Raw genomic sequence first — 25,692 nt, 5'->3', positions numbered from 1 at the left:
TCTTATTTTCTAGATCTTCTGCTTAACTCGTCTACAGGCATAGACAACATTCTGCCTACTGGTTGTTTTCCTTTGTAAGTAATCACTTTAAGTGTAGTAGCGTCTTTTGGCGGTGCTAACTTTTCTGTGTACTTAGGGTAAAAACGATCGGGAAATGAATTATCGAAACTGTAATAAATATCAAGCCCAGGTACCTCTGTACTCAATTCGATCATAAGCTGCTTATCTGCCGATCTGCTTACACTAAATATAGGGTCATAAACACTTGGGGCATATTTTGTTTCAGCTACGTCGAGCCTTTTAAAATGCTGCTCAACCCGATTAAAGAAATTGTTCCAGTTTTTCTTTTCAATAGGCGACCATACGGACTCCGCTATGGCCAGCCCTCTTGGCCAGGTCATATATTCTGCCTGGCGGATATTGTAAACTTGTTCAGTCCATAAGTTGGCCTGTCCGCCTTTAATGTATTTTTTGTCAACACCAGCCGGGATAGGATCGAACTCATATGATTTACTTAGTCTTAATGAGGCATATACCTTGGGTTCTGTAATGGGGTCAGCCTGCATATAATCTAGGTAAGCATAAGTAGTTGGACTCATCACTACTTCGTGTTTTCTTTTGGCTGCTTCAATCCCGTATTTCATACCCCGCCAGCTCATCACGCTAGTGTTTGGTGGCATATCTCCATCCAGAATCTCATCCCAACCCATAAATTTCTTACCTTTTGATTCAACGATCTTTTGTGCCCGCTTTTCAAAATAGCCCTGAACCTGATGCATATTTTTTAAGCCTTCCTTTTTCATTAGGGCTTTAATGCTATCACTCTTTTCCCAAAAGTTAAACGGAGCCTCATCACCACCCATATGAATGTATTCGAATGGGAATAATTGGGCTACCTGTGTAATTACAGTATCTAAAAAAGTGTACACTTTTTCATTGGCAGGACAAAGCGTGTTGTCTACTAGAGCAATAGGAGGGGCGCCTCTCGACCAATCCATAATTCGTTCACCAGAACGTACACGGTAGTTCTCGGCACCAGGGGTACATGATAATTCGGGATACGAAGCAATCGCAGCTAAACTATGACCGGGAACATCTATTTCTGGTAGTATATCTACAAATCTTTCTTTAGCATATTGCACCAGATCTCTTATGTCATCCTGGGTGTAAAAACCTCCATAGTTTCGGGGCTCATCAGCGGCAGGAGGGAAGAAGTTTCCGAATTCACCTATCTTTTTAACATTCCATGCACCTACTTCAGTTAATTTTGGCAAACCTTTTATTTCTATTCTCCATCCCTCATCATCAGTTAGATGTAGATGCAGGATATTGTATTTGTATCTTACCATTGCATCTATGTATTGTTTCACTTCTGCTTTGGTGAAAAAATGACGTGCGACATCAAACATTAATCCTCTCCACCCCACTCGTGGATAATCTATTATTTCTACACAAGGAGCTTTCCATTCTATATTTTCAACAGCTTCTTTACTTTCAATTTCTTTAGGAAACAACTGGATAAGACTCTGAACACCATAAAATAAGCCTGCTGGTTTGTTTGCTTTAATGGTAATATGATTAGGTGTTACCGACAATTGATACCCCTCTTTACCTAACGCCGAATTTGCTTTTTCATTTAGGATGAGGTTAATGGTTGATTTTGCAGACGGAGTGCTCACCTCAGCAACGTAACTTCCTGTTGGAATAGAAAGTCTTTCTTGTAAAAAAKCCACCACCTGCTTAATTTCTGCCACTGCCGGAGCTTGTATAACCACATTTGAAGGAAGCAAAAAATACCCCTCACTTTTTATAACTGATACCGGTTCTGGTATAATTGCAATATCCGGTGCATTGTTTACTATAGCAACAGTTTCTGTTGTAGCTTCGGTATTGGGAATAGCATACTGACCGAAGGCAGGAATACTTAAAAGACTTAAACAGAGCAGGTAAAAGGTGTTTTTCATAATTGCCGCAATTTATCAATTTTACTTAAGGGCATCCAAAACCCGGAACAGTTTTTTGCTGATCCCGGAACCAGAATAGTTGTTTATGTTAATTACTATGATATATTTATTGCCGTTCTTGTCGGTGTAATAGCCGGCATAGGCTGATACGTCATTAATACTTCCGCTTTTAAGTCTCATGCCATTGTTTTCCGGCAGGGATTCGTAATAAGCAGGGAACCAGCTTTCCTTTTGACTTTGAAAAAGAACGCTTGCCATTGCTGCGGTTGTTACTCGGGTGCCAGGCGATAAGCCACTGCCATCCAAAATGTTTAACGCGCGACTATCTATGCCTTTTGCGGACCAGTAATTAATTACAGTAGCAGCTCCGTTTTGTGTGGTAGCTTCTTTTCCCGATTTCCAGGCAATGGTTTTTAATAAGTGTTCTCCATATAGGTTCACACTTTTTTTATTGAACCAGTATACAATTTCGCTAAGAGCAGGGGAGCTTATTGTTGTTAATTTTTGGGTTACTACCGGCATTGGTTTTTGTTCTGCCGTCAACTGTCTGGCTGTAGTAGGTGTTTCTGTAGCGCTTATGCCTATACGATGTAAAGTGTCTTGTAATCTAAATGCCGCATCAAAAGCCGGATCAGGCAGTGCTGCCGAAACTCCCGATTTTGAAATGCCAATAGCCCAGCTTCCTCTTAAATACGCAGTAGTGCCAAGTGGAGGTAAATAGGCATAAACCCTGTCTCCTGTGCCCTCAGCGCCCGCCTTCAATTCATTTACAAACTTAATGTAAGGCATTTCAGGGACGGCTTTTAATACTGTTACAGTCCGCTCAGCTTTATTTGCCTTTAAATGAAGATCAAATTGGTTCTCTCTCCAACTCAGTGCCGAAGCCCCTGCACCATAGTAATTACCTATATCTTGCCAAATCCAACCATCAGGAGTCGTTTGGCTTCCCCATAAACCATCATCGCCTATAACTTTTCCTTCAATCTTTTTAATCCCGGCACCTTTTATGGCATTTACCCATTGATTTAAGATCACCCCTTCTTTAGTTGTTTCATATCGCCATGAACCCAATGTAGGGTCTCCGCCGCCAACAATAATCAGGTTTCCTTTTAATGTCCCTTCTGAATTGATGGTGCCGCTGTAGGCTAATGTTGTCTGGTATTGAAAATCTTTACCTAGTAATCCAAATGCAGTTGCTGAGGTGATGGTTTTCAATGTCGACGCAGTAGCCACGCCTATATTCTCATTTTTGGCGAAGATCGTTTGTCCAGTTTTTGCATCCAGTACACATAAAGAGGTTAGTGCATATTTTGCCTGCGGGTCGGCAAGTAAATTATTAAAGGCCTGTTCCAGTTTCTGCACAGGCGCCTGTGCGTAAACAAGACTTTGAGACAATAAGAACAGTAAAAGGAAAAATTTCTTTAACATAGGCATTTTAAAAAAAAAGTGATGTAAAAATAGCAATCGAGCTATTTCTACATCACTAACGTTTTTTACAGATATTTTATATCAGCTCATTTCTTACCAGGAACTCTGCAATCTGTACAGCGTTGGTAGCAGCACCTTTACGCAGGTTATCGGCAACAATCCACATGTTTAATGTGTTTGGCAACGATTCATCACGTCTGATCCTTCCTACAAATACTTCATCTTTTTCATGAGCATCTTTAGGCATCGGGTATTTAAGGTTCGCTGTATCATCAACAACAATGATTCCTTCAGTTTTAGTAAGCAAATCTCTTACATCAGCAAGGTCAAAATCATTCTCAAACTCTATGTTCACTGATTCAGAGTGCCCCCCCATAACCGGGATACGTACTGTAGTAGCAGTAACCCTGATGCTGTCATCGCCCATGATCTTGCGTGTTTCAAGTATCATTTTCATTTCCTCTTTAGTATATCCGTTTTCAGTGAATACATCAATTTGAGGAATAACATTTAAATCAATAGGATATGCGTAAGCCATAGGGCCGTCTGTAATACCTTTACGCTCATTCATTAGTTGTTCTACAGCTTTTACACCAGTACCGGTAACAGACTGGTAGGTAGAAACCACAACGCGTTTGATTCTATATTTATCGTGAAGTGGTTTTAAAGCCACTACCATTTGTATGGTTGAACAGTTAGGGTTTGCAATGATCTTATCATCGATAGATAATTCATTTGCATTAACTTCAGGAACGATCAGTTTTTTTGAAGGATCCATACGCCATGCCGACGAATTATCGATTACTGTTGTACCAGCCTCTGCAAAAAGAGGAGCATATGTTAATGAGGTACCACCACCTGCAGAGAACAATGCGATGTCGGGCCTCATTGCAATTGCAGTTTCCATATTTACAACAGCATACTTCTTACCCTTGAATGAGATTTCCTTACCAACACTCTTCTCAGATGCTACAGGGATCAATTCAGTTAACGGGAAGTTACGCTCTTCTAATACTTTTAACATTACGGTGCCTACCAGACCGGTGGCGCCAACTACTGCAATTTTCATTTTTTTCTAATTGTTTTTTACTTGTTTTTAATTAATTATAAAGGTTTTATGTTTAATAAGTCCCCAAAGATGTGAAATATTTCAGCATTAAGTAAATGTTTCTGCAAACCAGGGTACTTATAAACAAAAAAGGGAAGTGATTTTTGTAAACCACTTCCCTTTTGTTGTTAAGATATATCTTCTTAAACCAGTTCGCGATTTACGTAATCAAAGCTTTGCTTAATGCTTACAAAAGGATCCTTTGAGAAATTCTCCTGCTCAACAATTAAGTGTTTAAGGCCTGATTCCTTGGCGTGCTTATAAATGCTCTTAAAGTCGATTTTTCCACTTCCTACTTCTGTATTAATCGTATTGTTCGCTTTATCCATATCCTTCACATGCCACATCACAAAACGACCAGGATGTTTCGCAAATAATGCAAGTGGATCGTTCCCGGATCTTACAACCCAGTATAAATCCATCTCAAACTGAACATTTTTCTTGTCGGTTTCCTGAAGCAATATGTCGTATCCGGTAGTATCTCCGTATTTTTTAAACTCAAAATCGTGATTATGGTATGCTAGCTGTAATCCAGATTTAGCACACAGTTCTGCTGCTTCATTTAATCTTGCCGCTACCTTTTTAAAAGCATCAAGATCGGGTCTTAATGATTCATCAAGATATGGACAGGTTAGATATTCCATATTTAAAGTTAAAGCACCTTCAATTAAAGGTTTAACTTCGTCCAGATTGCCGCTTTTAATAAAGCCATCTAAGCCAAAGTGGCCACTAGGAGCTTTTAATCCATTCGCATCAAGCAAACCTTTAAATGTTTTGGCATCTAAACCCCAAAATCCTGCATCAGCAGTATAACCATAGGTTTCAACTTCTTTGTAACCGGCTTTTGCTACCTTTTCTATTACACCTTTAACATCTTTAGGTAGTAATTCTCTTAAGGTATAAAGTTGTAGCCCAATTGGATGCGCACCACCTGCAGCAGGCGTGCTGCTGCAGGCAAAAGATGGTAATAACGCTGCACCTGCAACGGCAATACCTGCCTGCTTAATAAAATTTCTTCTAGAATTCATAGTTTTTGAATTATACATCACAAATATTTACTGCTTCTCTTAATGACTTCATACCGTCTTTACTCTTTGGAATAAATTCCTGGGCAAGATAGCCTTTGAAACCAGTTGCTACAATAGCTTTAATAATAGCAGGATAAAATAGTTCCTGAGTATCATCAATCTCATTTCTTCCGGGTACTCCGGCCGTGTGATAATGAGAAATGTATTGGTGGTTATTTGTTATTGTACTGATAACATTCCCCTCGTCAATTTGCATATGGTAAATGTCATAAAGCAATTTAAAGTTTTCAGAGCCTAACCTTTTACATAGTTCGACACCCCAAGGGGTATTATCGCACTGATAATCTCCATGGTTAACTTTACTGTTAAGTAGCTCCATAACCACTACTACATTATGCTTTTCAGCAATTGGAAGTATTTGTTTTAAGCCTTCAACACAGTTTTTTAATCCTGTCTCATCGTCTTTACCCCTACGGTTTCCGCTGAAGCAGATCAATTGCTTGTAGCCCGCTTCGGCAACCTTCGGAATCATTTCTGAATAGTTTTTAATCAGTGTTGCATGAAATTTAGGATCATTCCACCCGTCCGGGATACTGATTTCTGCACCATTACACATTGAAGAGTATAAGCCATGTTTCTTTAACGTAGCCCAATCATTAGGGCCAACAAGGTCTATCGCTTTAATGCCGATTTTTTTTGCCTCAATACATAAAGTATCAAGATCTACGCTTCCAAAGCACCAACGGCAAACAGAATGATTTACATTTCCTTTTAACATAGTTGACTTATATGGGTCAAGAGCAAAAGCGGGCAAAGCTGCCGAAACACCTAATGCGGCGGTTCCGGCAACGATATTTTTCAGTGCAGTTCTCCTGCTTAATTCTGATTCCATTTTTTTAAATATCTAAATTTTGATTTGGTTCAAATAGATTAATGGGCAATAGCTTCTTCTTCAATTTTCTTCTTGTCATTGAAAGTTAGTGCAAACAATAAGAAAACTACAAATGCAATACCAGATGGGATTAGCCACACCATTTTCCAGTCGGCAGCTCCGTTGGCACCTTTGTAAGTATCTGTAATCCATCCTGCAACTTCAAATCCAATAAGCATACCAACACCATATGTTGCTAACGTGATTAATCCCTGAGCAGCACTTTTATATCTTTCACCAGCTTTTGAATTGGTGTAGATCTGTCCTGATACAAAAAAGAAATCATAGCAAATACCATGTAATGCAATGCCAATCAGAATCATAAAGCTAAGCTCTCCTGCATTTCCATAGGCAAATAATAAATACCTAACAGACCATGCCAGCATACCCACAAGAATGGTTTTTTTGAATCCATATTTTTTGAAAAAGAATGGAATCAATAGTAAAAATAGCGCCTCTGAAATTTGTCCTATTGCCATTTTACCGGTAGGCCCTTCAACACCGATATTAGATAAGAAAGGGTGGGCATTTTGGTAATAGAATGCCAGAGGGATACAGATTAGGATAGCAGAAACAAAGAATATAGCAAAGTTTTTATCCTTTAATAGTTTCAAAGCGTCAAGACCTAAAATATCACCGATCTTTACTTTTTCACCTGCAGCTACTTTTGGTGGCGTTTTAGGTAATGTGAAACTAAATAAGCCTAAGCCTAATGAGGCAATACCAGCCATAAGGAAAGTATTTTTCAATAAACCTGCAGACAAGGCCTCAGGTGAATCCCAAATGAATACATAACTGATAATTAGTCCAGCTGTAATCCAACCGATAGTTCCCCAAATCCTGATAGGAGAGAACTCTTTCTCCGGATCTTTCATCTGGTTAAAGGATACTGAATTCACCAATGCAAGTGTTGGCATATAAAGGATCATATAGCCTAATACGTATGGATAAAAAACAGATATATCTGCAGCAGTATACATTTGGTACATTAAAGCAGCACCAAGAAGGTGTAAAACACCAAGGATTTTTTCTGCATTGAAAAATCTATCGGCAATTAAGCCGATAATAAAAGGGGCAACTATTGCTCCCCATGATTGGGTTGAAAAAACAGCGGCAGTTTCTGAGCCAGAAGCAGAAAGGTTCTTGTCCAGAAAAGTACCTAAGGTAACAAACCATGATCCCCAGATAAAAAATTCTAGGAACATCATGATTGATAATTTAACACGGTTAGTCGTATTCATATTCGGGTTTTCGTTATTCTTTAAAAGTTAAATTATAGTTCTTTAATCATAATGTTACGGTACCAAACAGCATCTCCATGATCCTGAAGAGCTATTTTGCCTGATTTAAAAGTTCCAAATCCTTCCCAGCCAGCAAACTTGCTTTTTGAAACAAGATTTTTCCAGTTTTCATCCCAGAGTGTAGTAGTTACCACTTTAACGCCATTTAATCTTAATTCAAGGGCTCCATTGTTACTGATTACTTCAGCTGTATTCCATTCTCCAACAGGTTTTACCGGTTCAGAGTTACTTTTAACAAGATCATACAAATCTCCCGCTCTGTGCTTGGTTATCTTTCCGTCCGGATGACCATCGTTGTCCAGCACCTGCATTTCTAAACCTGTACTGTATGTAGCACCATATTTCGGGTCTTCGTGTACATAGAAAATTATACCGCTATTCGCTTTAGGAGCTACTTTCCATTCCAGTTTTAAATGGAAATTGCTGTATTCCTTATCTGTCACTAAATCACCTCCACCATCATTTTGGCCGTTTGGATCAAAGTGGAGTGTTCCATCTTCTACTTTCCATTTACTGCCGGCGGTTGTTTTTCCATATGTATGCCATCCGGCAGTGGATTCACCATTAAATAGTTTGGTGAATCCTTTGGTGCCTTTTTGACTTTTTGTACTACTGCAGCTCATTATTGTTGTTAAGATCAGCGCAGAGAAAATGTATTTTTTCATTATGTGGTTTAAAATTGTTCTTTATTTTTTATGCGCCCAAAGTCCAGCCTTTGCGATACTCACGTTTCACATATTGGTTCACATCATCAAGGTTAGTAACCTTCATCAGGTCGTTATCCCAAAGTAATTTAATATTACGGCCAGGATAAGAGATTTTTCCTTCACTGTTTTTACGTTGAACATCTACACCACGTATAGCAAGGTTTGCCATTAACAAGGCTTCTGTAAGCGGGCCTGCAATTTCAAAAGGAGAACTTACTTCCTGCTTGCCATAACCGGCAATAGCAGCTTCAACCCATTGTTTGTAGTGGCCACCTGCGCCACCTTGTACGCGGGCAAATTTTTGCGCTACCTTGATGTCTTTGTTTTTAGTTAAAGGAAGTAATTTCGGATTTGCGCTATAAGTTTCGCTCATCATTTTACCTTTTGTACCAATAAATAAGGTACCATTACCACCGTCTCCAAAGGTTTCGTTTGCTTGTAATTCTTCTGGTCTTTCAGGTTGGATACCACCATCCATCCAGTGTACAGTAACATCGCCCTTGGTCTTAGTTGTTTTAGGGAATTTTAATGTAACGTGACTTGATGGAGGACAACTATCAGGGAAATATCCTCTTTTGAATTCATCAACATATACAGAACCAACACTCGCCTGAACTTCGCTTGCATATTTTAAATTCAATACGCTAAACGGAGCTTCTAGTAGGTGACAGCCCATATCTCCAAGAGCACCAGTACCATAATCCCACCAGCCACGCCAGTTAAACGGAACCAATTTATCTACATAGTCTTTGTATGGGGCAGTACCTAACCAAAGATCCCAATCAAGATCTGATGGCACCTGAGCTTTGTTAGCCGACCATGGAATACCTTGAGGCCATACCGGACGATCTGTCCATGCATAAACCGTGTGTACATCTCCAATCAATCCTGCGTCATACCATTCTTTCATTTGTCTTGGGCCATCATTTGAAGCACCCTGATTTCCCATTTGGGTAACCACTTTATATTTTTTAGCAGCAGCTGTTAAAGCTCTTGCCTCATAAATATCATGAGTTAAAGGTTTTTGCACATACACATGCTTACCCAATTGCATTGCTGCAAGGGCAATAATGGCATGGTTATGATCTGGAGTAGAAACAGAAACAGCATCAAAATTTTTAGCTTCTTTATCCATCAATTCGCGCCAATCTCTATAATATTTAGCTTTAGGGAAAGCTTTTACACTATTCGCAGCTCTTGAATCATGCACATCGCATAAAAAACCAATATCGGCTTTTCCACTTTTTGCAAATTCAGCAATATCAGATTGACCTTTTCCGCCTGCACCAATTCCCGCTACAATTAATCTGTCGCTAGGAGCTAAAAATCCTTTTCCGCCCAAAACGTGACGCGGAACTATCATAAATGCAGATGCAGCAATAGCTGATGTTTTTAGAAAACTACGTCTGTTGGTAGCATTCTGATCTTTTTTTGTTTCTTCCATGGTTCTATTTGGTTAGGTAGGTTGAATTATTTTTTAAGTGATAAAATATATTTTACCATTTCTTTTGCATCGTCTTTACTTAATGTTGGGTGCGGAGTCATTGGAATTGCACCCCAAACACCTTGTCCACCTGCAATGATCTTATCAGCCAGATGGTCAATGTTCTCTTCAGTTGCAGGATATTTACCAGCCACATTTACATAAGCAGGTCCAACAAGTTTTTGAGTTTTGCTATGACATGCAAGGCAGTCAGACTTAGAAATAAGTGCTTCGCCTTTTCCCTTTTCTGCAGTGGCAGCTGGAGCTGCCGGTGTAGTTGCAGCTGGTGCAGGTGCTGCTGCTTCCTTTGCAGCCGTATCAGTAGCGGCAGGGGTTGTAGCTTCAGTTGCAGGAGTCGATGCTGATGTGTTAGCTGAATCTGCAGCTTTATTTGCTGCGGCTCTTTCTTCCGGACTTGCACATGAGGCCATAAAGATTGCTAAACAGCCTAAAACTAATAATGTTCTTTTCATTGTTGTGTTGTATTATTTATCTAAACCTAAAATTCTGTTATTGAAATCATCGTCACCACCAGAAGCAGCAAAATCATCGAATGCTTTAGTGGTTACTTTAATGATATTCTTTTTAATGAATTCCGCGCCTTCTCTGGCGCCAACTTCAGCATCCTTAATGCAGCATTCCCATTCCATTACCGCCCATCCTTTGTAATCATATTGCGCAAGCTTACTGAATATGGTTTTGAAATCTACTTGTCCATCACCAGGAGAACGATATCTTCCGGCACGATTCGCCCAGCTTTGGTAACCACCAAATGTTCCTTGTTTACCTGTTGCATTAAATTCAGAATCTTTAACATGGAATGCCTTTATGCGCTCATGATAAAAATCAATATACTGAATATAATCAAGCTGTTGTAAAACAAAGTGTGAAGGATCGTAAAGCAAGCACGCACGAGGGTGATTGTTTACTTTTTCAAGGAACATCTCATAAGTGATGCCATCAAAGAGGTCTTCGCCTGGGTGTATCTCGTAACATACATCTACACCACAGGTATCAAACTCATTTAATATTGGAGTCCATCTTTTTGCAAGCTCGGTAAAAGCTGCATCAACAAGTCCTTCCGGACGTTGAGGCCACGGATGGAACATATGCCATAACAATGAACCACTAAATGTAGCATGTGCATTTAAACCAAGATTCTGAGAAGCTTTTGCAGCATATTTTAATTGCTGTACTGCCCATTCTGTTCTTGCTTTTGGATTGTTTTTATACTGATCAGGAGCAAAGGCATCAAATGCAAGGTCATATGCCGGATGTACAGCAACCAGCTGACCTTGTAAATGTGTCGACAATTCCGTGATTTCCAAACCGTATGATCTAACCTTACCGGTTAATTCATCAGCATAAGTTTTGCTTTCTGCTGCTTTTTGAAGGTCAATAAACCTTGCGTCAAGCGTGGGTACCTGGATACCCTTAAAGCCTAAGCTTGCCGCCCATTCACAAATAGCATCTAAAGAATTAAAAGGAGCCTCATCACCAATAAATTGAGCAAGGAAAACTCCGGGACCTTTAAGTGTTGTCATGATATTTTTTATATTTTAAAATCTGTCCATTTTTGATCAGACTGACTTGAAGCTACTACTGTATCAATAAATGCCATACCTCTTACACCATCTTCAACCCTTGGGAAATCCAGCATGGCTTCTGTAGGAGTTGTTCCATGGATTTTAGCCGAAACCGTAAGTGCAAAATTTCTATAAATGTTTGCAAAAGCTTCCAGGTAGCCTTCCGGATGTCCGCCTGGAACACGTAAGTTGTGTTTTGCAATATCTGAAAGATAAGCTTGTCCTGCGCGGTAAATCTGAGCTGGTTCATTAAGCCATTTTAAAGTAAGCGTATTTGGCTCTTGCTGGTTCCACTCTAATCCGCCTTTTTCTCCATATACTCTAATTTTTAAAGCATTTTCTTCACCTGCAGCTACCTGAGATGCTGATAATACACCGCTTGCGCCATTGTCAAATTTCAAAAGTACGTTACCGTCGTCATCAAGTGCCCTTCCCTGAACTACAACGTTCAGATCGGCACATAGCTTAGTGATTTTTAAGCCTGAAATATACTCTGCTAATTGCGCAGCGTGTGTTCCTATATCTCCCATACAACCGCTTTTTCCACTTTTGGTTGGGTCAGTGCGCCATGCGGCCTGGGCATTTCCTTCTCTTTCGGTAAGGGTGCTTAGCCATCCCTGAGGATACTCAACCATGATTTTTCTAATGGCACCAAGTTTTCCTTCTTTTACCATTTGTCTGGCTTGTTTTACCATTGGATAACCAGAGTAGGTATGAGTTAAGCATAGAATTAAGCCAGTTTCCTGTACTTTTTGCTGTAATAACTTAGCTTCTTCAAGAGATAATGCAATTGGTTTTTCAATTACCACGTTAAACCCATGATCCAAGGCCATCATTGCAGGAGCAAAGTGGGCAAAATTTGGGGTAACAATAGTTACAAAGTCGATACGTTTGTCAGCAGGTAATTTGCTTTCTTTCTCAATCATTTCCTCAAAGTTCATATAAACCCTGTCTTCCGGAAGGAATAACATTTCACCAGATTCTCTGGCAATTTCGGGGTGTATACTCAATGCTCCGCAGCAAAACTCTACCTGGCCGTCAATGTTAGCGGCAATACGATGAACTGCACCGATAAACGCGTCTTTACCGCCGCCTACCATGCCCATTCTAATTTTTCTTGTCTTCATTAAATGTTACCTTTTTTTAATTCACTAACTGCAAAATCACAAGCTCTTGCTGTTAAAGCCATATATGTTAATGATGGATTCTGGCATGCAGCTGAAGTCATGCAAGAACCATCTGTTACAAATACATTTTTTACTTCATGCATCTGATTCCATTTATTTAATACCGAAGTTTTAGGGTCATGTCCCATGCGGGCAGTTCCCATTTCGTGTATTGCCATACCTGGAGCAGATCCGTTGTCATAAGTTTTTACGTCTTTAATTCCTGATGCTTCAAGCATTTCTGCAGCATCATTCATCATGTCAACGCGCATTTTTTGTTCATTATCTTTAAACTCACAATCAATAGCCAATACAGGTTGACCCCATTTGTCTTTTTTGCTTTTGTCTATATAAACACGGTTTTCGAAATATGGGAGAGACTCACCGAAACCTCCTAATCCCATGTTCCATGCACCTGGTGTAGTCATTTGATCTTTAAATTCAGCACCAAATGCCATTTCAGCAACATCAGCATGCCAGTTACCTCTGCTTGCACCACCCTGATAGCCGAAACCTCTTACGTAGTCGCGTTTATCATTGCCCATGTTCCTATATCTAGGTATATAGATTCCGTTTGCTCTGCGGCCATAAGTATATTTGTCGTCAAAACCTTCAGCTCTTCCAGATGCACCACAACGGAAGTGGTGATCCATTAAGTTATGTCCCAATTGTCCACTGCCATTACCTAATCCATCAGGGAACTCAGCAGATGTAGAGTTAAGCAATAGGAAAGTTGAGCCTAAAGTTGATCCGTTTACAAAAACGATCTTTGCAAAATATTCTATAGTTTCTTTTGTTTCTGAGTCTATTACTACAACACCTTTTGCTTTTTTGGTTTCTTTATCATAGATAATGGTGTTTACTAATGAAAAAGGACGTAAAGTAAGGTTTCCTGTAGCTACAGCTGCAGGTAGGGTAGATGACTGAGTGCTAAAATAAGCTCCAAACGGACAACCTCTGCTGCAAAGATTACGGTATTGGCAAGATCCTCTTCCTCCATGAGGGACAGTTAAATTGGCTGTACGGCCAATTGTCATGATTCTCGATTTTTTCCACTTATCTTCAATACGTTTCTTTACATCTTTTTCAACGCAGTTCATCTCCATTGGGGGTAGGAATTGACCATCAGGTAATGCCGGCCAGCCTTCTACTTGTCCGCTGATACCTGCAAATTTCTCTACATAGTCATACCATGGAGCAATATCTTTATATCTGATTGGCCAGTCAACACCATGCCCATCTTTAAGGTTGTCTTCAAAGTTAAGATCGCTAAAACGGTAACTCTGTCTGCCCCACATCAGTGATTTTCCACCAACATGAAATCCGCGGTACCAGTCAAAACGTTTAATTTCTGTATACGGGCAATCGTGGTCATTTACCCAATAACTCTCGTTGAATTCCGAGTATGGATAATCTCTCTTTTGCACCGGATGCGCTTCTTTTTGTGCTTCGGTTATTCTTCCACGGTGTTCAAACTCCCATGGTTTCTTTGTAGCGGTAGTATAGTCTTTTATGTGCTCAATGTTTCTTCCTCTTTCAAGTAATAGAACTTTTAAGCCCTTTTCTGTTAGTTCCTTTGCTGCCCAGCCACCACTAATTCCAGATCCTACAACAATGGCGTCATATGTATTGTTAGCTGTCGCTTTCGTATTTAAATTGCTCATTTTAATGCTATAAAAGGTTTATGCCCAAACTTTTTGACCAGGTTTCAAATCCACACAGCCATCATAGCGGCCAGGGATATCAACATAAGCCATTGCTTTTGTTGCTCCAATCTCAGAGGTGAAATAACCTAGTAAGGTTAGATCTCTAATGATAGAAAAGAAACGTGGTTCTGTTTTCGGCTTGTCCTTTGGTAGTATTGATGCGAAGCCGGCATTTTCGGTTTGAGACTTTGCCTTATCAGGGTCAGTTTTTTGAGCGTCTGCCTCTTTTTGTTTATCCTGTTCAGCTTTGGTAGCAGCAATAGTCTCTTCTCTGAGTTTACTAAGCAATTGTGTGCGCTCGGCCGGAGAAATTTCCAGGAAAGATTTTTTAAACTGGTCTTTAGATTGCTCTTCAAGAGCATCAAGTCCTTTCACAAATGCCTTTTGAGCATCCTCGGGATAACAATCTTTTACCATTAAGGCTATAAACGGGCCTACTCCTGCAGCCTTTGCACCCGGCGAGCTCGTTGTAGGGATAATGATGTCGGCAACTTCGGTAATCAGTTTAAGCTGGTTATCATCAAATAATTTGCCATTGGTTTTAGTAGATGGTGAGTTACAACTATCAAGAAATACTCCTATCGTAGTTGCAGATAAAGCTCCTCCCATTAGGAAGGCCATATTCCTCACTGCTTCTCGTCTGTCCATATTTGGTGTTTTAGGTGTTTTGGTGTATTCTAAGTGTGTTTTGTTTTGTAATATTAAGAAAAAATAAATAGTTAGTGTTCTAAATACACAATTAAAGTAAATATATAATGTTTTTGTTACTTTATAAAGCTACTTTGGAATTTAACGAAAATCCATCCAATTGAGTATCCTTATTATCGGTTTTATCCAGGTAAAATGTTGGTTGCACTAAAGATTTTTGAATAGGTTCGTTCATTTATTTATTTTTGTGGAAATCCAAATCAGTCATGATTGAGAATATAGTAGTTTTAGGCTCTAACGGCCAGATAGGCACAGAGCTGGTAACGGCTTTACGTAAAGTGTATGGAGAGTCAAATGTTATTGCGTGTGACATTCGCCGGCCCGATTATGACATCAAGAATTCGGGGCCTTTTGAATTTGTAAATGTTCTGGAAAAAGATACTTTAAACAGTATTTTTCAGAAATATCAGCCAACACAGGTTTATTTACTGGCTGCCTTATTATCTGCAACAGGCGAGCAAAATCCTAAGCTTGCCTGGGACCTTAACATGAATGGCTTACTTAATATCTTAGATTTGGCAATTACTTATAAAACAGCAAAAGTATACTGGCCAAGTTCCATAGCTGTTTTTGGTCCAAATTCGCCTAAAGATCATACCCCTCAGTTTTGTGTGATGGATCCCAATACCGTTTATGGAATTAGTAAACTGGCAGGTGAACGTTGGTGTGAATATTATAACCAAAAGTACAATTTAGATGTACGAAGTATCCGTTACCCAGGCCTAATAAGCTGGAAAGCTGCACCGGGTGGAGGAACTACAGATTATGCCATCCATATTTTTCATGATGCGTTAAAAAAAGGAACGTATGCATCGTTTTTAAATGCCGCAACAGAATTACCAATGATGTATATGGATGATGCCATCCGTGGTACTATAGAATTGATGGATGCTGAGGCATCAAAAATTACTATCCGTTCCAGTTATAATTTTGCGGGGGTAAGCTTTACTCCGGAGATTTTAGCAGCGGAGATCAGAAAGCATATTCCGGAATTTACATTAACTTACACCGAAAATGACCCCCGCCAAAACATCGCAGATAGTTGGCCAAGGTCCATTGACGACAGTTTCGCTGTGAAAGAATGGGGATGGAAGCCAGAGTTTGACCTTTCAAAACTTACGCTTGACATGATTAAGAATTTAAAGAAATAGTATTTACTAACTACTAAATAACCACCAAAGAGAATAAAATGGGAAGAGCATTTGAGTTCAGAAAAGAAAGAAAATTTAAACGTTGGGCCAAAATGGCCGTACAATTTACCAGGATAGGTAAAGAGATAGTAATGGCCGTTAAAGATGGCGGACCAAGTCCTGATACCAACTCTCGTTTGCGTACAGCTATACAAAATGCCAAGGCAGTAAACATGCCTAAAGATAGAGTTGATGCGGCAATTAAACGTGCTTCAAATAAAGATGAGAATGGGTATGAAGAGTATGTTTACGAAGGCTATGCACAGCATGGTGTTGCTGTTTTAATTGAAACTGCAACAGACAATACAAACAGAACTGTTGCTAACGTACGTAGTTATTTTAATAAAACAGGTGGTACTTTAGGCAAAACGGGATCTCTTGATTTTATTTTTAATCGTAAATCAATATTCAGATTCTTACCTGGAGAAAAAGACCTGGAAGAACTGGAATTTGAATTAATTGATTCAGGACTGGAAGAACTATATCTTGAGGCTGATGAAGAAGGGAACGATATTGCTGTAGTTCAAACCGCTTTCGAAGATTTCGGTAAAATGCAGAAAGCACTTGAAGATCTGGCTGTTGAAATGAAAAGTGCTAAGCTTGAGCGCATTTCTCTTTCAACTACCGCAGTTACAGAAGAGCAGGCTGCAGATGTATTTAAACTAATAGATAAGCTTGAAGAGGACGACGACGTTCAGGCGGTTTATCACAATATGGCAGAATAAGTTCTGCCATATAAAAACCCATTATTTCTGATTGGAAAATAGCCATGGCAACAGTTCCGGCTCTGCAAAGGCAGAGTCCCAGCTGTTGTGATTGGCTTCGGGATAAAGCGTTATTTTCGGAGTTTTTCCCAATACTTGAAGCTGATCAGCAATGGATGTAGAAAGCACTACAGGCACTACATCATCTTTTTCTCCATGAAAAATCCATAGTGGAACCTTTTTATACTTCTGAACATTTGCAATGTTATCGCCACCGCAGATAGCAAAAGCAGCTGCAAATGTTTTGCGCTTACGTCGTAATAATTCATAAGTACCCATTCCTCCCATAGATAAGCCACCTATGTAAACTTTTTTCTTATCCACAAAGGGCTTATCCAAAAAATTATCTATCATACCCAGTAGTGCATGCATGGCTTTTGTGGGTTTACCTCCTGTTTGGAAATTAAATTCCCGCTTGCCATCTTCATTATTTTTGAATTCGACATTTGCCCAGAAACTATCATTGCTACATTGTGGGAATACGATTATTGCCGGAAATTTTTTACGAACACTGTCTTTTAAAAACAACTTGCCTCCATGGGTAAGCTGTTTCTCATTATCGTTTCCTCTTTCTCCACTTCCATGTAAGAAAAACAGTATTGGATATTTTTGATTTGGATCAAAGTTTTCGGGAAACAGAACCCTGTAATAAATGCTGTCTTTTCCTTCAATGAAATTCCCTGAATCATATTTCTTGAAGTCCTGGGCCATACCATTTAATCCTAATAGCAAGACCATAAAAGCCGTTAATTTAATCCTGTTCATATTACTAAACTAAACAAAATTGTAATCTTTTAAAAATGAGGGGATATAGGAATGACGATTGCTTTAAGCAGTCGTCCTCTCGACGATAGGAGAGATCTCTTGAACTGGCATAACCAAGGGATCTCTCACGATGCTCGAGATGACGAGGCGTGCTATAGGATGGCGATCAATTACATAAAAAAGGCTGATCATGTTATGATACAGCCTTATATACTCTAAACTTAATCTGCTAAAGCAGCGTAAACTGATTAGTCTTAACATCTCTTGAATTTGTACCAATGAACACTTTAAAATCTCCTGGTTCTGCTACATATTTAAGTTCCGAGTTGAAGAATTTTAAATCATCAACAGTGATTTTGAAATTAACTGTTTTGCTTTCTCCCGCCTTTAAATCAATTTTTTCAAAGTGTTTTAATTCTTTAACAGGACGTGTAGAACTGCCTACAAGATCTCTGATGTAAAGCTGAACTACTTCTTTGCCTTCCCTTGATCCGGTATTCTTTACAATAACACTCGCATTGATCGTTTCGCCGGATTTAAATTTATCCTTGTCTAGCTTTATATCACTATAATCAAAGGTTGTATAGCTTAATCCGTATCCAAATGGATACAAGGGATCGTTGCTTACATCAATGTAATTAGAACGGAATTTAGAAAACCATTTGCCATCTTCTAATGGACGGCCTGTATTTTTATGACTGTAATACAATGGTATCTGACCCACATTTTGTGGGAATGTTGTGGTTAGTTTTCCTGATGGATTTACATCGCCGAATAATACATCAGTAATTGCTTTTGCCGCTTCGGTACCACCAAACCAAACATTAAGTATCGCCGGAACATTCTCGTTTTCCCAATTTAAAACTAATGGCCTACCACTAAACAAAACTAAAACAACTGGTTTGCCAGTTTTAAGTAAGGCCTGTAATAAGCGTTTTTGAACTTCAGGGATTTCCAGATTGGTACGGCTTGAGCTTTCACCACTCATTTCAGAACCTTCTCCCAAAGCTGCAATAACTACATCCGACTGTTTTGCAATGTCTACTGCTTCTTTGATCACTTCTTCTTCCGGGCGATTATCTCTTGGAATATCACGAGCAAACATAGTTGCTCTTTTTTGATACGCTTCATCCGCCAATAAGTTCGAACCTAAGCTATGTAATACTTTAACGTTTGATCCTAAAGCAGCTTTCATACCTGCAAGAAGAGAAGATGTATTGGCTAAATCACTATTTACACTCCATGTGCCCGGCATATTGGATCCAGTGTTGGCCAAAGGGCCTATCAATGCAACGGTGCCTGTTTTTTTGAGTGGTAATGTCTGTTTGTCGTTTTTTAACAAGACAAAAGATTGAGTTGCCGCTTCACGCGCAAATTGTAAATGTTCAGGTTTAAGTATTTCAGTTTTTGCACGTTCTTCATTGCAATAACGATATGGATCCTCAAACAAACCTAGCTTATATTTAGCCTCCAACACAAGGCGGCAGGCATTGTCAATTTGTTGTGTTTTTACTTTACCTTCCTGTACCGATTTTTTTAGGGTGGTTAGAAACCCTTCACCCACCATATCCATATCAACTCCGGCATTCAATGATAAGGCAGAGACTGTCTGCAAATCGCCCAGGCCATGATCGATCAGTTCGTTCACAGCGGTGTAGTCAGTAACAACGAAACCCTTAAAGCCCCATTGTTTACGTAGCAAATCTGTCATTAACCATTTGTTAGCGGTGGCAGGAACACCATTAATATCATTAAAAGATGTCATTACACTTCCGGCACCGGCATCAATAGCAGCCTTGTAAGGAGGCAGGTATTCATTATACATCCTGTCCAGACTCATATCTGTAGTGTTATAGTCTCTTCCAGCTTCGGCAGCGCCATATAACGCAAAGTGTTTAACGCAGGCCATCATGGTGTTGTATTTAGAAAGATCATCGCCCTGGTAACCTTTAATCATTGCTTTGGCAATTTGACTTCCTAAATAAGTATCTTCTCCTGATCCTTCAGATATTCTTCCCCACCTCGGGTCTCTTGATATATCAACCATTGGAGAGAAAGTCCAGTTAAGTCCGTCAGCAGTAGCTTCAACCGCTGCTATACGTGCCGTTTTCTGGATAAGAGACATATCCCATGTACAAGATAAGGCCAATGGAATAGGGAAGGTGGTTTTATACCCATGGATTACATCCTGCCCAAAAATGATAGGGATTTTAAGTCTGCTTTCGTTTACAGCGATTTCTTGTGCCTTACGGATTTTTTGAGGTGTTGTAAAGCTAAACATGCCGCCTACCTGACCTTTTTTGATCTTACTTTCAACATCTGTACTTACTACCGATCCTGTAGTTGCTTCGCCGCCGGTTAGCAAATTGAGTTGCCCTATCTTTTCATCTAAAGTCATTTTAGATAATAGGTTGCCGATAAAAGCATTCATCTTTTGATCAGCTGCGGGAACTTTTTTTTTCTGTTGCGCAGATGTTGCGCCGATGCAGAAAAACATAGACAAGAATAGTAAGTGAGATATTTTCATTTTTTGTGTTATTTTTTTAAATAGGGTGTTATTTCTTTGATCCAGATGGCATAGCCTTCTGGCTTCATATGTAGCATATCTTCTACAAACAGTTCTGGTCTTGGAGCACCGTTGCTGTCGAGCATTTTGGAGTTTACATCAATAAAAACTGCATTTTTTTGCTTACTGATATACTCTTTTATCATGGTGTTTGCTTTGGTCACATTATCAGCAAACTTCATTCTTGAAGGACTCTGCTTCATAGAGATATACACTATGTTTGCTTTGGGAAGACCTTTACGAAGGTTATTATAAAACGTTACAAATCTGTTGTACGTTTGCTCTGCACTTGTGCCTGTTGCAATGTCGTTTTCTCCACTGTAAATTACAACCTGCTTAGGCTTATAAGCAAACACAAGCTCGTTGATATACTCATTCGCCTGTTCAAGCGTAGAGCCTCCAAAACCACGGTTAATGGCATGATAATCTTTAAAAACTGTCTCCAGTTCATTCCAGCGTGTGAATGAAGAACTGCCCACAAATACAACTTTGTTTTTGGCAGGCATTGATACACTATCCTGATGTTTAAATTTCTGGATATCGTTCCAGAAAGGTTTCTCCTGCGCATGTGAGTTAACAGACAGACTTACCAGTAATACAAAAAGCAGACGGAAATAGAAGTGATGTTTCATGATTTTTTAAATTTCTAATTAACTTTGGCAACCTCTGTTTTAGGAGCGACTCCGCTCTCATTGATTGCTTCTATGCTAAAATAGTAAGTTTTATTTTTGTCCATCCCTTTATACCAGTATTCATTAGTATTATACACCATAATGCAGTTGTACAACTTGTCGGGTTCAGTGCCTATGTAAATGTTGTAAGCATAAGCATCTTCTACAGGTGCCCATTTTAACCATGCACTGCGTTTGTCTTTTTCGGTTCTTAGTACTACAAAATCTTTGACGCTTTTTGGTGTCGACTGATTGCCATTACCAAAAACCCGTAGGCCGCTAATAGCGAACTTACCTGTAGGCATATGTATGTTTTCCAGTTTTATAAATCGTGCCTTAACCGGTTGTTCAAGCTCAATATAATCATGAGGAACATCAGTTTTATTTGTGCCTTTATCCTTTAAGATTTTCCATTTAACACCATCTGTAGAATACCACAGCTTGTATTGATGATAAATATCCTGGCGTTTGCCAAGGAACTCGGCATCCTGATCTGCATAGTTAATCTGTACTGCATTTACTGTCGACACGCCACCGAGATCAGTTTGGATCCATTCGCCTTTATTTCCTGTTTTTGCACTCCAATAAGTTTTAATGCTTTCATCAACAGCATTGTTGGCATAGTATGATCCAAGTGTCGATGATACAGCTACAGGCTTGTTATAATTTAACAACATCCATCCGGTAAAACCGCTTTTTAAGTGATCCTGGGCTTCAGTAGGTAAGTAATGAGGATAATCGCCGAAGGCAGCATCCATATACATTACATCGTCATTATCGAATCCGGCTGGCCAAATACCAAGGCGACGTTCAAAGTTGTTTTTTACGGAGATGGCTATTGTAGAAACATGCCAGTAGTTCTTCCATTTATCCTGATAAGTAGCACCATGGCCTGCACCACGGGCAAAGCCACCTGGTTTCCATGAAAAAGGATTAGACTGGTGTTCAAATGGTCCCAAAGGAGTAGGCCCAACAGCAACACCATCGGCATAGCCGCTAAATTCCGTGCCTGGTGCGCCATATTGAAGGTAGTACTTACTGTTGTGCTTTGTTACCCAGGCACCCTCCATAAATGGATCTAAAAAGGTGTTGTCCAAATATTCTCCAAACCGTTGCCATCCATAGCGCTCCGGATTTAACAGGAGTAATTCTTTACGGGTGCCTATGGGATCAAAAGTTTTTCGGTTTAACTCAATACCATATAGCGGGTAGCTATTGCTGCTACCATTGTACATGTACAATTTGCCGTCGTCATCAACAAAATGAGCAGGATCCCATCCACCAATCTCAAATTCATGAACAGCTTCTTTCCATTCATTGTTTTTAGGATCTGTGCTCATCCATATCGGGAAATTTTTAGAATAAGTAGAGCCGAAAACAAGCATCGTGTCTCCCTGCACCCATACAGACGGGGCGCAAAGATCATCGTAAACCTTATGCTCAGGTCTTAAGAAGTTTTTAGAAACGAATTTCCAGTTATACATATCGCTGCTCCACCAATAACCCCATTGGTTGGTAGAAAACAGATAATAATCACCTTTGTAGGTTACAATAACAGGATCGGCTGTAGCCCTGTGTTTTCCTTGCTCCGCAAAATTAGGAATAGGAGTATAGCCGTAATCCAGATTAATTGGATTACAATAAGTAAGTTGTTTTTTTTGAGCAAATGCGCCCATGCTTACAATAAGCATTAACAACATTGAAATATATATATTCTTCGTCATCATCTACAAATTGGGACTCGTGAATCCTAAGGTTTTAAGACCTCTTTTTACATCAGGGCTGCTCATAAATAATTTCCACAATAAGCCGCTGCGGTAGTTTTCAATCATTACAATGATTGGCCCCTGATCTATAGCAAGGTGAGATTTTGCATACCAGTTTTTTTCTTCACTAAAAGCATCCACAAAACCATATTCACTCCATAGTTTGTCTCCTTTATCATAATAAAAATGTTTTAGCGCTTCCATTGAATATTCTGGGGTATAAGGGAAGGCAGATAAAGCTGCAGTTGGTGTAATTACACCAAGGTCTTCGCTTGGCGAATGGGCAGCATAACCACCCCAGCTATCACTGGCAGTTAAGCCCCAGCTGTTGGCACCATAGCCTTTATATTTTTTTGGGTTTTCTATACAATAAGCCCTATTAATAAGTGTATGATTTTTATTTTGTTCCCAATAATCTGCATTGTTGTCTTTTAAACCACGTGGATCTAAGCCCATGAATGAGTAATGCGAAAAGAATAACGGGCCTCCGTAATCAAAGCCTAATGGTAGCGTAATGCCATTAAATTTACGACCATTGAAGTAGGTGTTGTTATTTGCGTAACCATCGTCGTAAACGCGTTTGTTGATAGGGAATTTTGGAGATGATGCTGCCATCACATAGGTAATCAAACACTCGTTCCATCCTTTAATCTGATGGTTCATGCTCCAGCCGTTGTTTGGACTCCAGTGCCAGTAAAGAACATTTTGATTTTGAGTGAACCAATTCCATTCAATACCTTCCCACATCCATAATATTTTATTTCTGATGTCGTTTTCGACAGGATTATCTTCAGTATAATACTGACGGGCAGTTAATAAACCTTGAAACAATAAAGAAGTTTCAACGATATCTGCACCATCATCTTTTGGGCTAAAGCGGATTACTTTTCCGGTTTCGCCATTTAACCAATGAGGGAAAGCACCATGAAACATATCGGCCTTCCATAAAAAGTCTACTATTTTTTTTGTGCGTTCAGCAGCTTGTTCACGAGTGATAAATTTACGCTCTGAGGCTACTATCATAGCCATAACACCAAAGCCGGTACCTCCCGTTGTAACTACCTCATCGCCGTAGTCAAAAGATCGGTTACTTCGTTCGCGTGCCATGCCGCTAACAGGGTGTCCAAAATCCCAGAAGTATCTGAAAGTTTGTTTTTGTACCAGATCAAGAAGCTGATCGTCGGTAAGGTTTTTTTTAATGGAGAGGTCAGCCGTTATTTTATTGCTTTTTTTTTGCCCCATTACAAGATTTGTAAATAGAACAAAAACTAATGAAAATATTAGGAGTATTGAAGAATGACTGATTTTTATCATGTGCTTGTTAACTAAAAAAGGTTGCTGCTTTAACAGGAGCAACCTTTTAAAAGTGAATTAATTATAGCCGGGGTTTTGCTTTAATAAACCACCACTTTGGTCTATCTCTGTTGAAGGAATTGGCCAAACTTCATTTTTGTTAGCTTTCCATCCTTTTGGACCAAACACTTGAAGTGCACGGCCCTGACGAATTACGTCGAAGTAACGATCACTTTCCATTGCCAACTCCACTTGTCGTTCGTGCCAGATTGCTTCTTTTAATGCTGCCTTATCGCTGGTTGTCACGTCTGGTAGAATCGCCGCATTAGTTCCTCGCGCACGTTTTCTTACACGATTTAATGATGTCTTGGCAAGTGTTGGGTTTCCAAGTTCATTGGCGGCTTCTGCGTTCATCAAGAGTATGTCTGCAAATCTCAGCACACGAATATTCTGCTGGGCACCTTCATTAAATCCAGATACACGCATTCCAAATGGCACATATGATTTTTGATTATATCTCTCATTTGGTACTGTGTTAGGAATCACATCTCCCTGAGGAGTAGTCTCGCCTTTAAAAATAATGGTTGCATCTCTTCTTGGATCGCCGGTTTCAAAGGCATTAGCCAAAACTTCTGAAGGCGTATTGAATCCCCATCCGCCCCCGGCAACACCGGCAACACCCTGTACCTGACTGTATTGTGAATTTGATGCTGCAGAGTTGCCAGGCAACAATTCACATTGGATCTCAAATAGAGATTCAACGTTGTTCTCGTTTTGTGTTCTGAATCCTTTTTCAAAATCTGGAAAAAGATCATAGCCTAATCCCATAACCTGGTTGGTTAGCGATAACACCTGATCCCATTTTTGCTGGTACATTGCTGCTTTGGCCATCATTCCTAAAGCGGCACCCTTTGTTGCTCTGCCAAGCTCGGCTGCCCCGTAAGTAGTTGGCAGAACTGCAGCCGCTTCTGTCAGATCTTTTTCGATTTGAGCATATACCTCTTCTTTGGTGGATTGAGGCATGTTGTATTCCGTAGCGTCTTTAGGAACATGAAGCCTTAAAACCACATTTCCATAGGCACGTACAAGTCTGAAATAAGAGTATGCCCGTATAAATTTGGCTTCGGCCAGATAACGTTCTTTTAAGTTAGCGTCCATTTCTATGTTTGGCACATTGTCTAATACCTGATTGCATAGATTGATGTTTTGATACTGCCCAGTCCAGAAATCCTGTAGGGAACCTTGTGTAGAGGTTACGGTAAAATTATCATAAAGATTAAAAAACGTTGCATCAGTAGGTGTACTTCCTTTATCAGCTTCATCAGAGCCAGTGCTCTCTATAACAATGGCATTAAATGCCACGCTGTTCCAGCTGCGCAATTGTGCATAAATCGCATTTACCCCTTTTAAGGCATCTTCCGATGTTTTCCAGAATTGAATAGCCGGCTGCTGAGCCTGTGGCGGAACATTTAGGAACTCTTTTTTACAGGAGGCCGTAAACAGCATTACACTTAAAGCTGCCGCTGCGAAGCAGGACTGTATATTTATATGTGTTTTCATA

General features: G+C 39.7%; 21 protein-coding genes. 2 read left to right on the top strand and 19 right to left on the bottom strand.

Annotation, left to right across the window (positions count from 1 at the left end; translation table 11 throughout):
* Positions 1 to 2: 2 nt before the first annotated feature.
* From AC1DDK_RS20875 to AC1DDK_RS20815, 13 genes are all read right to left on the bottom strand, one after another.
* Positions 3 to 1,964 (bottom strand): beta-N-acetylhexosaminidase, encoded by a 1,962-nt coding sequence (locus tag AC1DDK_RS20875; RefSeq protein WP_477634028.1) that lies wholly within the window; start codon positions 1,962 to 1,964, stop codon positions 3 to 5.
* A gap of 21 nt (positions 1,965 to 1,985) precedes the next feature.
* A complete protein-coding gene (gene dacB, locus AC1DDK_RS20870; RefSeq protein ID WP_337717904.1) occupies positions 1,986 to 3,392 on the bottom strand; it encodes a D-alanyl-D-alanine carboxypeptidase/D-alanyl-D-alanine endopeptidase in 1,407 nt (468 codons plus the stop codon).
* A 76-nt stretch (positions 3,393 to 3,468) separates the two neighbouring features.
* A complete protein-coding gene (locus AC1DDK_RS20865) occupies positions 3,469 to 4,461 on the bottom strand; it encodes an aspartate-semialdehyde dehydrogenase (RefSeq protein WP_048903702.1) in 993 nt (330 codons plus the stop codon).
* A 182-nt stretch (positions 4,462 to 4,643) separates the two neighbouring features.
* Positions 4,644 to 5,528, bottom strand: a complete 885-nt coding sequence (locus AC1DDK_RS20860) for a sugar phosphate isomerase/epimerase family protein (RefSeq protein WP_172659364.1) — start codon at positions 5,526 to 5,528, stop codon at positions 4,644 to 4,646.
* Positions 5,529 to 5,538: 10 nt separating this feature from the next.
* Positions 5,539 to 6,420: a hydroxypyruvate isomerase family protein gene (locus AC1DDK_RS20855; RefSeq protein ID WP_172659365.1), complete on the bottom strand. Its 882-nt coding sequence runs from the start codon at positions 6,418 to 6,420 to the stop codon at positions 5,539 to 5,541.
* A 38-nt stretch (positions 6,421 to 6,458) separates the two neighbouring features.
* Positions 6,459 to 7,700, bottom strand: coding sequence for an MFS transporter (locus tag AC1DDK_RS20850; RefSeq protein ID WP_048903704.1), 1,242 nt, complete (start codon positions 7,698 to 7,700; stop codon positions 6,459 to 6,461).
* Positions 7,701 to 7,732: 32 nt separating this feature from the next.
* Entirely contained in the window at positions 7,733 to 8,425 is a 693-nt protein-coding gene (locus AC1DDK_RS20845) for a 3-keto-disaccharide hydrolase (RefSeq protein ID WP_172659366.1), read from the bottom strand.
* Positions 8,426 to 8,453: 28 nt separating this feature from the next.
* The gene (locus tag AC1DDK_RS20840) at positions 8,454 to 9,911 is read right to left on the bottom strand and encodes a Gfo/Idh/MocA family protein (RefSeq protein WP_172659367.1); all 1,458 of its coding nucleotides are present in this window, start codon (positions 9,909 to 9,911) and stop codon (positions 8,454 to 8,456) included.
* Positions 9,912 to 9,937: 26 nt separating this feature from the next.
* The gene (locus AC1DDK_RS20835; protein WP_288882541.1) at positions 9,938 to 10,423 is read right to left on the bottom strand and encodes a c-type cytochrome; all 486 of its coding nucleotides are present in this window, start codon (positions 10,421 to 10,423) and stop codon (positions 9,938 to 9,940) included.
* Between the two features lie 12 nt (positions 10,424 to 10,435).
* Complete coding sequence (locus AC1DDK_RS20830) at positions 10,436 to 11,494, bottom strand: sugar phosphate isomerase/epimerase family protein (protein WP_288882539.1); 1,059 nt, start codon at positions 11,492 to 11,494, stop codon at positions 10,436 to 10,438.
* 8 nt (positions 11,495 to 11,502) lie between these two features.
* Positions 11,503 to 12,663, bottom strand: a complete 1,161-nt coding sequence (locus AC1DDK_RS20825) for a Gfo/Idh/MocA family protein (RefSeq protein ID WP_172659370.1) — start codon at positions 12,661 to 12,663, stop codon at positions 11,503 to 11,505.
* A complete protein-coding gene (locus tag AC1DDK_RS20820) occupies positions 12,663 to 14,366 on the bottom strand; it encodes a GMC family oxidoreductase (RefSeq protein WP_337717902.1) in 1,704 nt (567 codons plus the stop codon). Before AC1DDK_RS20820 ends, AC1DDK_RS20825 begins: the two co-directional genes overlap by 1 nt.
* Positions 14,367 to 14,384: 18 nt before the next feature.
* Positions 14,385 to 15,056, bottom strand: a complete 672-nt coding sequence (locus AC1DDK_RS20815; protein WP_048903711.1) for a gluconate 2-dehydrogenase subunit 3 family protein — start codon at positions 15,054 to 15,056, stop codon at positions 14,385 to 14,387.
* 266 nt (positions 15,057 to 15,322) lie between these two features.
* Between AC1DDK_RS20815 and AC1DDK_RS20810 the strand changes: the two genes are divergently transcribed.
* Both AC1DDK_RS20810 and AC1DDK_RS20805 read left to right on the top strand, forming a co-directional pair.
* A complete protein-coding gene (locus tag AC1DDK_RS20810) occupies positions 15,323 to 16,267 on the top strand; it encodes an NAD-dependent epimerase/dehydratase family protein (protein ID WP_172659372.1) in 945 nt (314 codons plus the stop codon).
* A gap of 38 nt (positions 16,268 to 16,305) precedes the next feature.
* A complete protein-coding gene (locus AC1DDK_RS20805; protein ID WP_172659373.1) occupies positions 16,306 to 17,031 on the top strand; it encodes a YebC/PmpR family DNA-binding transcriptional regulator in 726 nt (241 codons plus the stop codon).
* 21 nt (positions 17,032 to 17,052) lie between these two features.
* Here the strand turns inward: AC1DDK_RS20805 and AC1DDK_RS20800 are convergent, their stop codons facing one another.
* The 6 genes from AC1DDK_RS20800 to AC1DDK_RS20775 all read right to left on the bottom strand — a co-directional run bounded on the left by AC1DDK_RS20800 (position 17,053) and on the right by AC1DDK_RS20775 (position 25,691).
* Positions 17,053 to 17,835, bottom strand: a complete 783-nt coding sequence (locus tag AC1DDK_RS20800) for a carboxylesterase family protein (RefSeq protein WP_172659374.1) — start codon at positions 17,833 to 17,835, stop codon at positions 17,053 to 17,055.
* A gap of 229 nt (positions 17,836 to 18,064) precedes the next feature.
* On the bottom strand, positions 18,065 to 20,362 hold the full coding sequence (gene bglX / locus AC1DDK_RS20795; RefSeq protein WP_172659375.1) for a beta-glucosidase BglX: 2,298 nt from the start codon (positions 20,360 to 20,362) through the stop codon (positions 18,065 to 18,067).
* Between the two features lie 8 nt (positions 20,363 to 20,370).
* Positions 20,371 to 21,033, bottom strand: coding sequence for a GDSL-type esterase/lipase family protein (locus tag AC1DDK_RS20790; protein WP_288882533.1), 663 nt, complete (start codon positions 21,031 to 21,033; stop codon positions 20,371 to 20,373).
* A gap of 14 nt (positions 21,034 to 21,047) precedes the next feature.
* The gene (locus tag AC1DDK_RS20785; protein ID WP_477621888.1) at positions 21,048 to 22,796 is read right to left on the bottom strand and encodes a family 43 glycosylhydrolase; all 1,749 of its coding nucleotides are present in this window, start codon (positions 22,794 to 22,796) and stop codon (positions 21,048 to 21,050) included.
* Between the two features lie 3 nt (positions 22,797 to 22,799).
* Complete coding sequence (locus tag AC1DDK_RS20780) at positions 22,800 to 24,080, bottom strand: glucoamylase family protein (RefSeq protein ID WP_337717898.1); 1,281 nt, start codon at positions 24,078 to 24,080, stop codon at positions 22,800 to 22,802.
* A 129-nt stretch (positions 24,081 to 24,209) separates the two neighbouring features.
* On the bottom strand, positions 24,210 to 25,691 hold the full coding sequence (locus AC1DDK_RS20775) for a RagB/SusD family nutrient uptake outer membrane protein (protein WP_288882528.1): 1,482 nt from the start codon (positions 25,689 to 25,691) through the stop codon (positions 24,210 to 24,212).
* Position 25,692: the final 1 nt, after the last annotated feature.

It is taken from the genome of Pedobacter sp. 05T44, assembly GCF_056395985.1.
The sequence above is the reverse complement of the archived record's forward strand: the minus strand, read 5'-3'. Positions and strand labels throughout refer to the sequence as shown.

What these genes read in the sequence shown, in the direction of transcription:
- AC1DDK_RS20805 (WP_172659373.1), top strand. Translation starts at nt 16,306, where the DNA reads ATGGGAAGAGCATTTGAGTTCAGAAAAGAAAGAAAATTTAAACGTTGG.
- AC1DDK_RS20820 (WP_337717902.1), bottom strand. Translation starts at nt 14,366, where the DNA reads ATGAGCAATTTAAATACGAAAGCGACAGCTAACAATACATATGACGCC.
- AC1DDK_RS20835 (WP_288882541.1), bottom strand. Translation starts at nt 10,423, where the DNA reads ATGAAAAGAACATTATTAGTTTTAGGCTGTTTAGCAATCTTTATGGCC.
- bglX (WP_172659375.1), bottom strand. Translation starts at nt 20,362, where the DNA reads ATGAAAATATCTCACTTACTATTCTTGTCTATGTTTTTCTGCATCGGC.
- AC1DDK_RS20845 (WP_172659366.1), bottom strand. Translation starts at nt 8,425, where the DNA reads ATGAAAAAATACATTTTCTCTGCGCTGATCTTAACAACAATAATGAGC.
- AC1DDK_RS20860 (WP_172659364.1), bottom strand. Translation starts at nt 5,528, where the DNA reads ATGAATTCTAGAAGAAATTTTATTAAGCAGGCAGGTATTGCCGTTGCA.
- AC1DDK_RS20780 (WP_337717898.1), bottom strand. Translation starts at nt 24,080, where the DNA reads ATGGGGCAAAAAAAAAGCAATAAAATAACGGCTGACCTCTCCATTAAA.
- AC1DDK_RS20830 (WP_288882539.1), bottom strand. Translation starts at nt 11,494, where the DNA reads ATGACAACACTTAAAGGTCCCGGAGTTTTCCTTGCTCAATTTATTGGT.
- AC1DDK_RS20815 (WP_048903711.1), bottom strand. Translation starts at nt 15,056, where the DNA reads ATGGACAGACGAGAAGCAGTGAGGAATATGGCCTTCCTAATGGGAGGA.
- dacB (WP_337717904.1), bottom strand. Translation starts at nt 3,392, where the DNA reads ATGTTAAAGAAATTTTTCCTTTTACTGTTCTTATTGTCTCAAAGTCTT.
- AC1DDK_RS20855 (WP_172659365.1), bottom strand. Translation starts at nt 6,420, where the DNA reads ATGGAATCAGAATTAAGCAGGAGAACTGCACTGAAAAATATCGTTGCC.
- AC1DDK_RS20840 (WP_172659367.1), bottom strand. Translation starts at nt 9,911, where the DNA reads ATGGAAGAAACAAAAAAAGATCAGAATGCTACCAACAGACGTAGTTTT.
- AC1DDK_RS20785 (WP_477621888.1), bottom strand. Translation starts at nt 22,796, where the DNA reads ATGACGAAGAATATATATATTTCAATGTTGTTAATGCTTATTGTAAGC.
- AC1DDK_RS20810 (WP_172659372.1), top strand. Translation starts at nt 15,323, where the DNA reads ATGATTGAGAATATAGTAGTTTTAGGCTCTAACGGCCAGATAGGCACA.
- AC1DDK_RS20825 (WP_172659370.1), bottom strand. Translation starts at nt 12,663, where the DNA reads ATGAAGACAAGAAAAATTAGAATGGGCATGGTAGGCGGCGGTAAAGAC.
- AC1DDK_RS20800 (WP_172659374.1), bottom strand. Translation starts at nt 17,835, where the DNA reads ATGAACAGGATTAAATTAACGGCTTTTATGGTCTTGCTATTAGGATTA.
- AC1DDK_RS20790 (WP_288882533.1), bottom strand. Translation starts at nt 21,033, where the DNA reads ATGAAACATCACTTCTATTTCCGTCTGCTTTTTGTATTACTGGTAAGT.
- AC1DDK_RS20850 (WP_048903704.1), bottom strand. Translation starts at nt 7,700, where the DNA reads ATGAATACGACTAACCGTGTTAAATTATCAATCATGATGTTCCTAGAA.
- AC1DDK_RS20775 (WP_288882528.1), bottom strand. Translation starts at nt 25,691, where the DNA reads ATGAAAACACATATAAATATACAGTCCTGCTTCGCAGCGGCAGCTTTA.
- AC1DDK_RS20865 (WP_048903702.1), bottom strand. Translation starts at nt 4,461, where the DNA reads ATGAAAATTGCAGTAGTTGGCGCCACCGGTCTGGTAGGCACCGTAATG.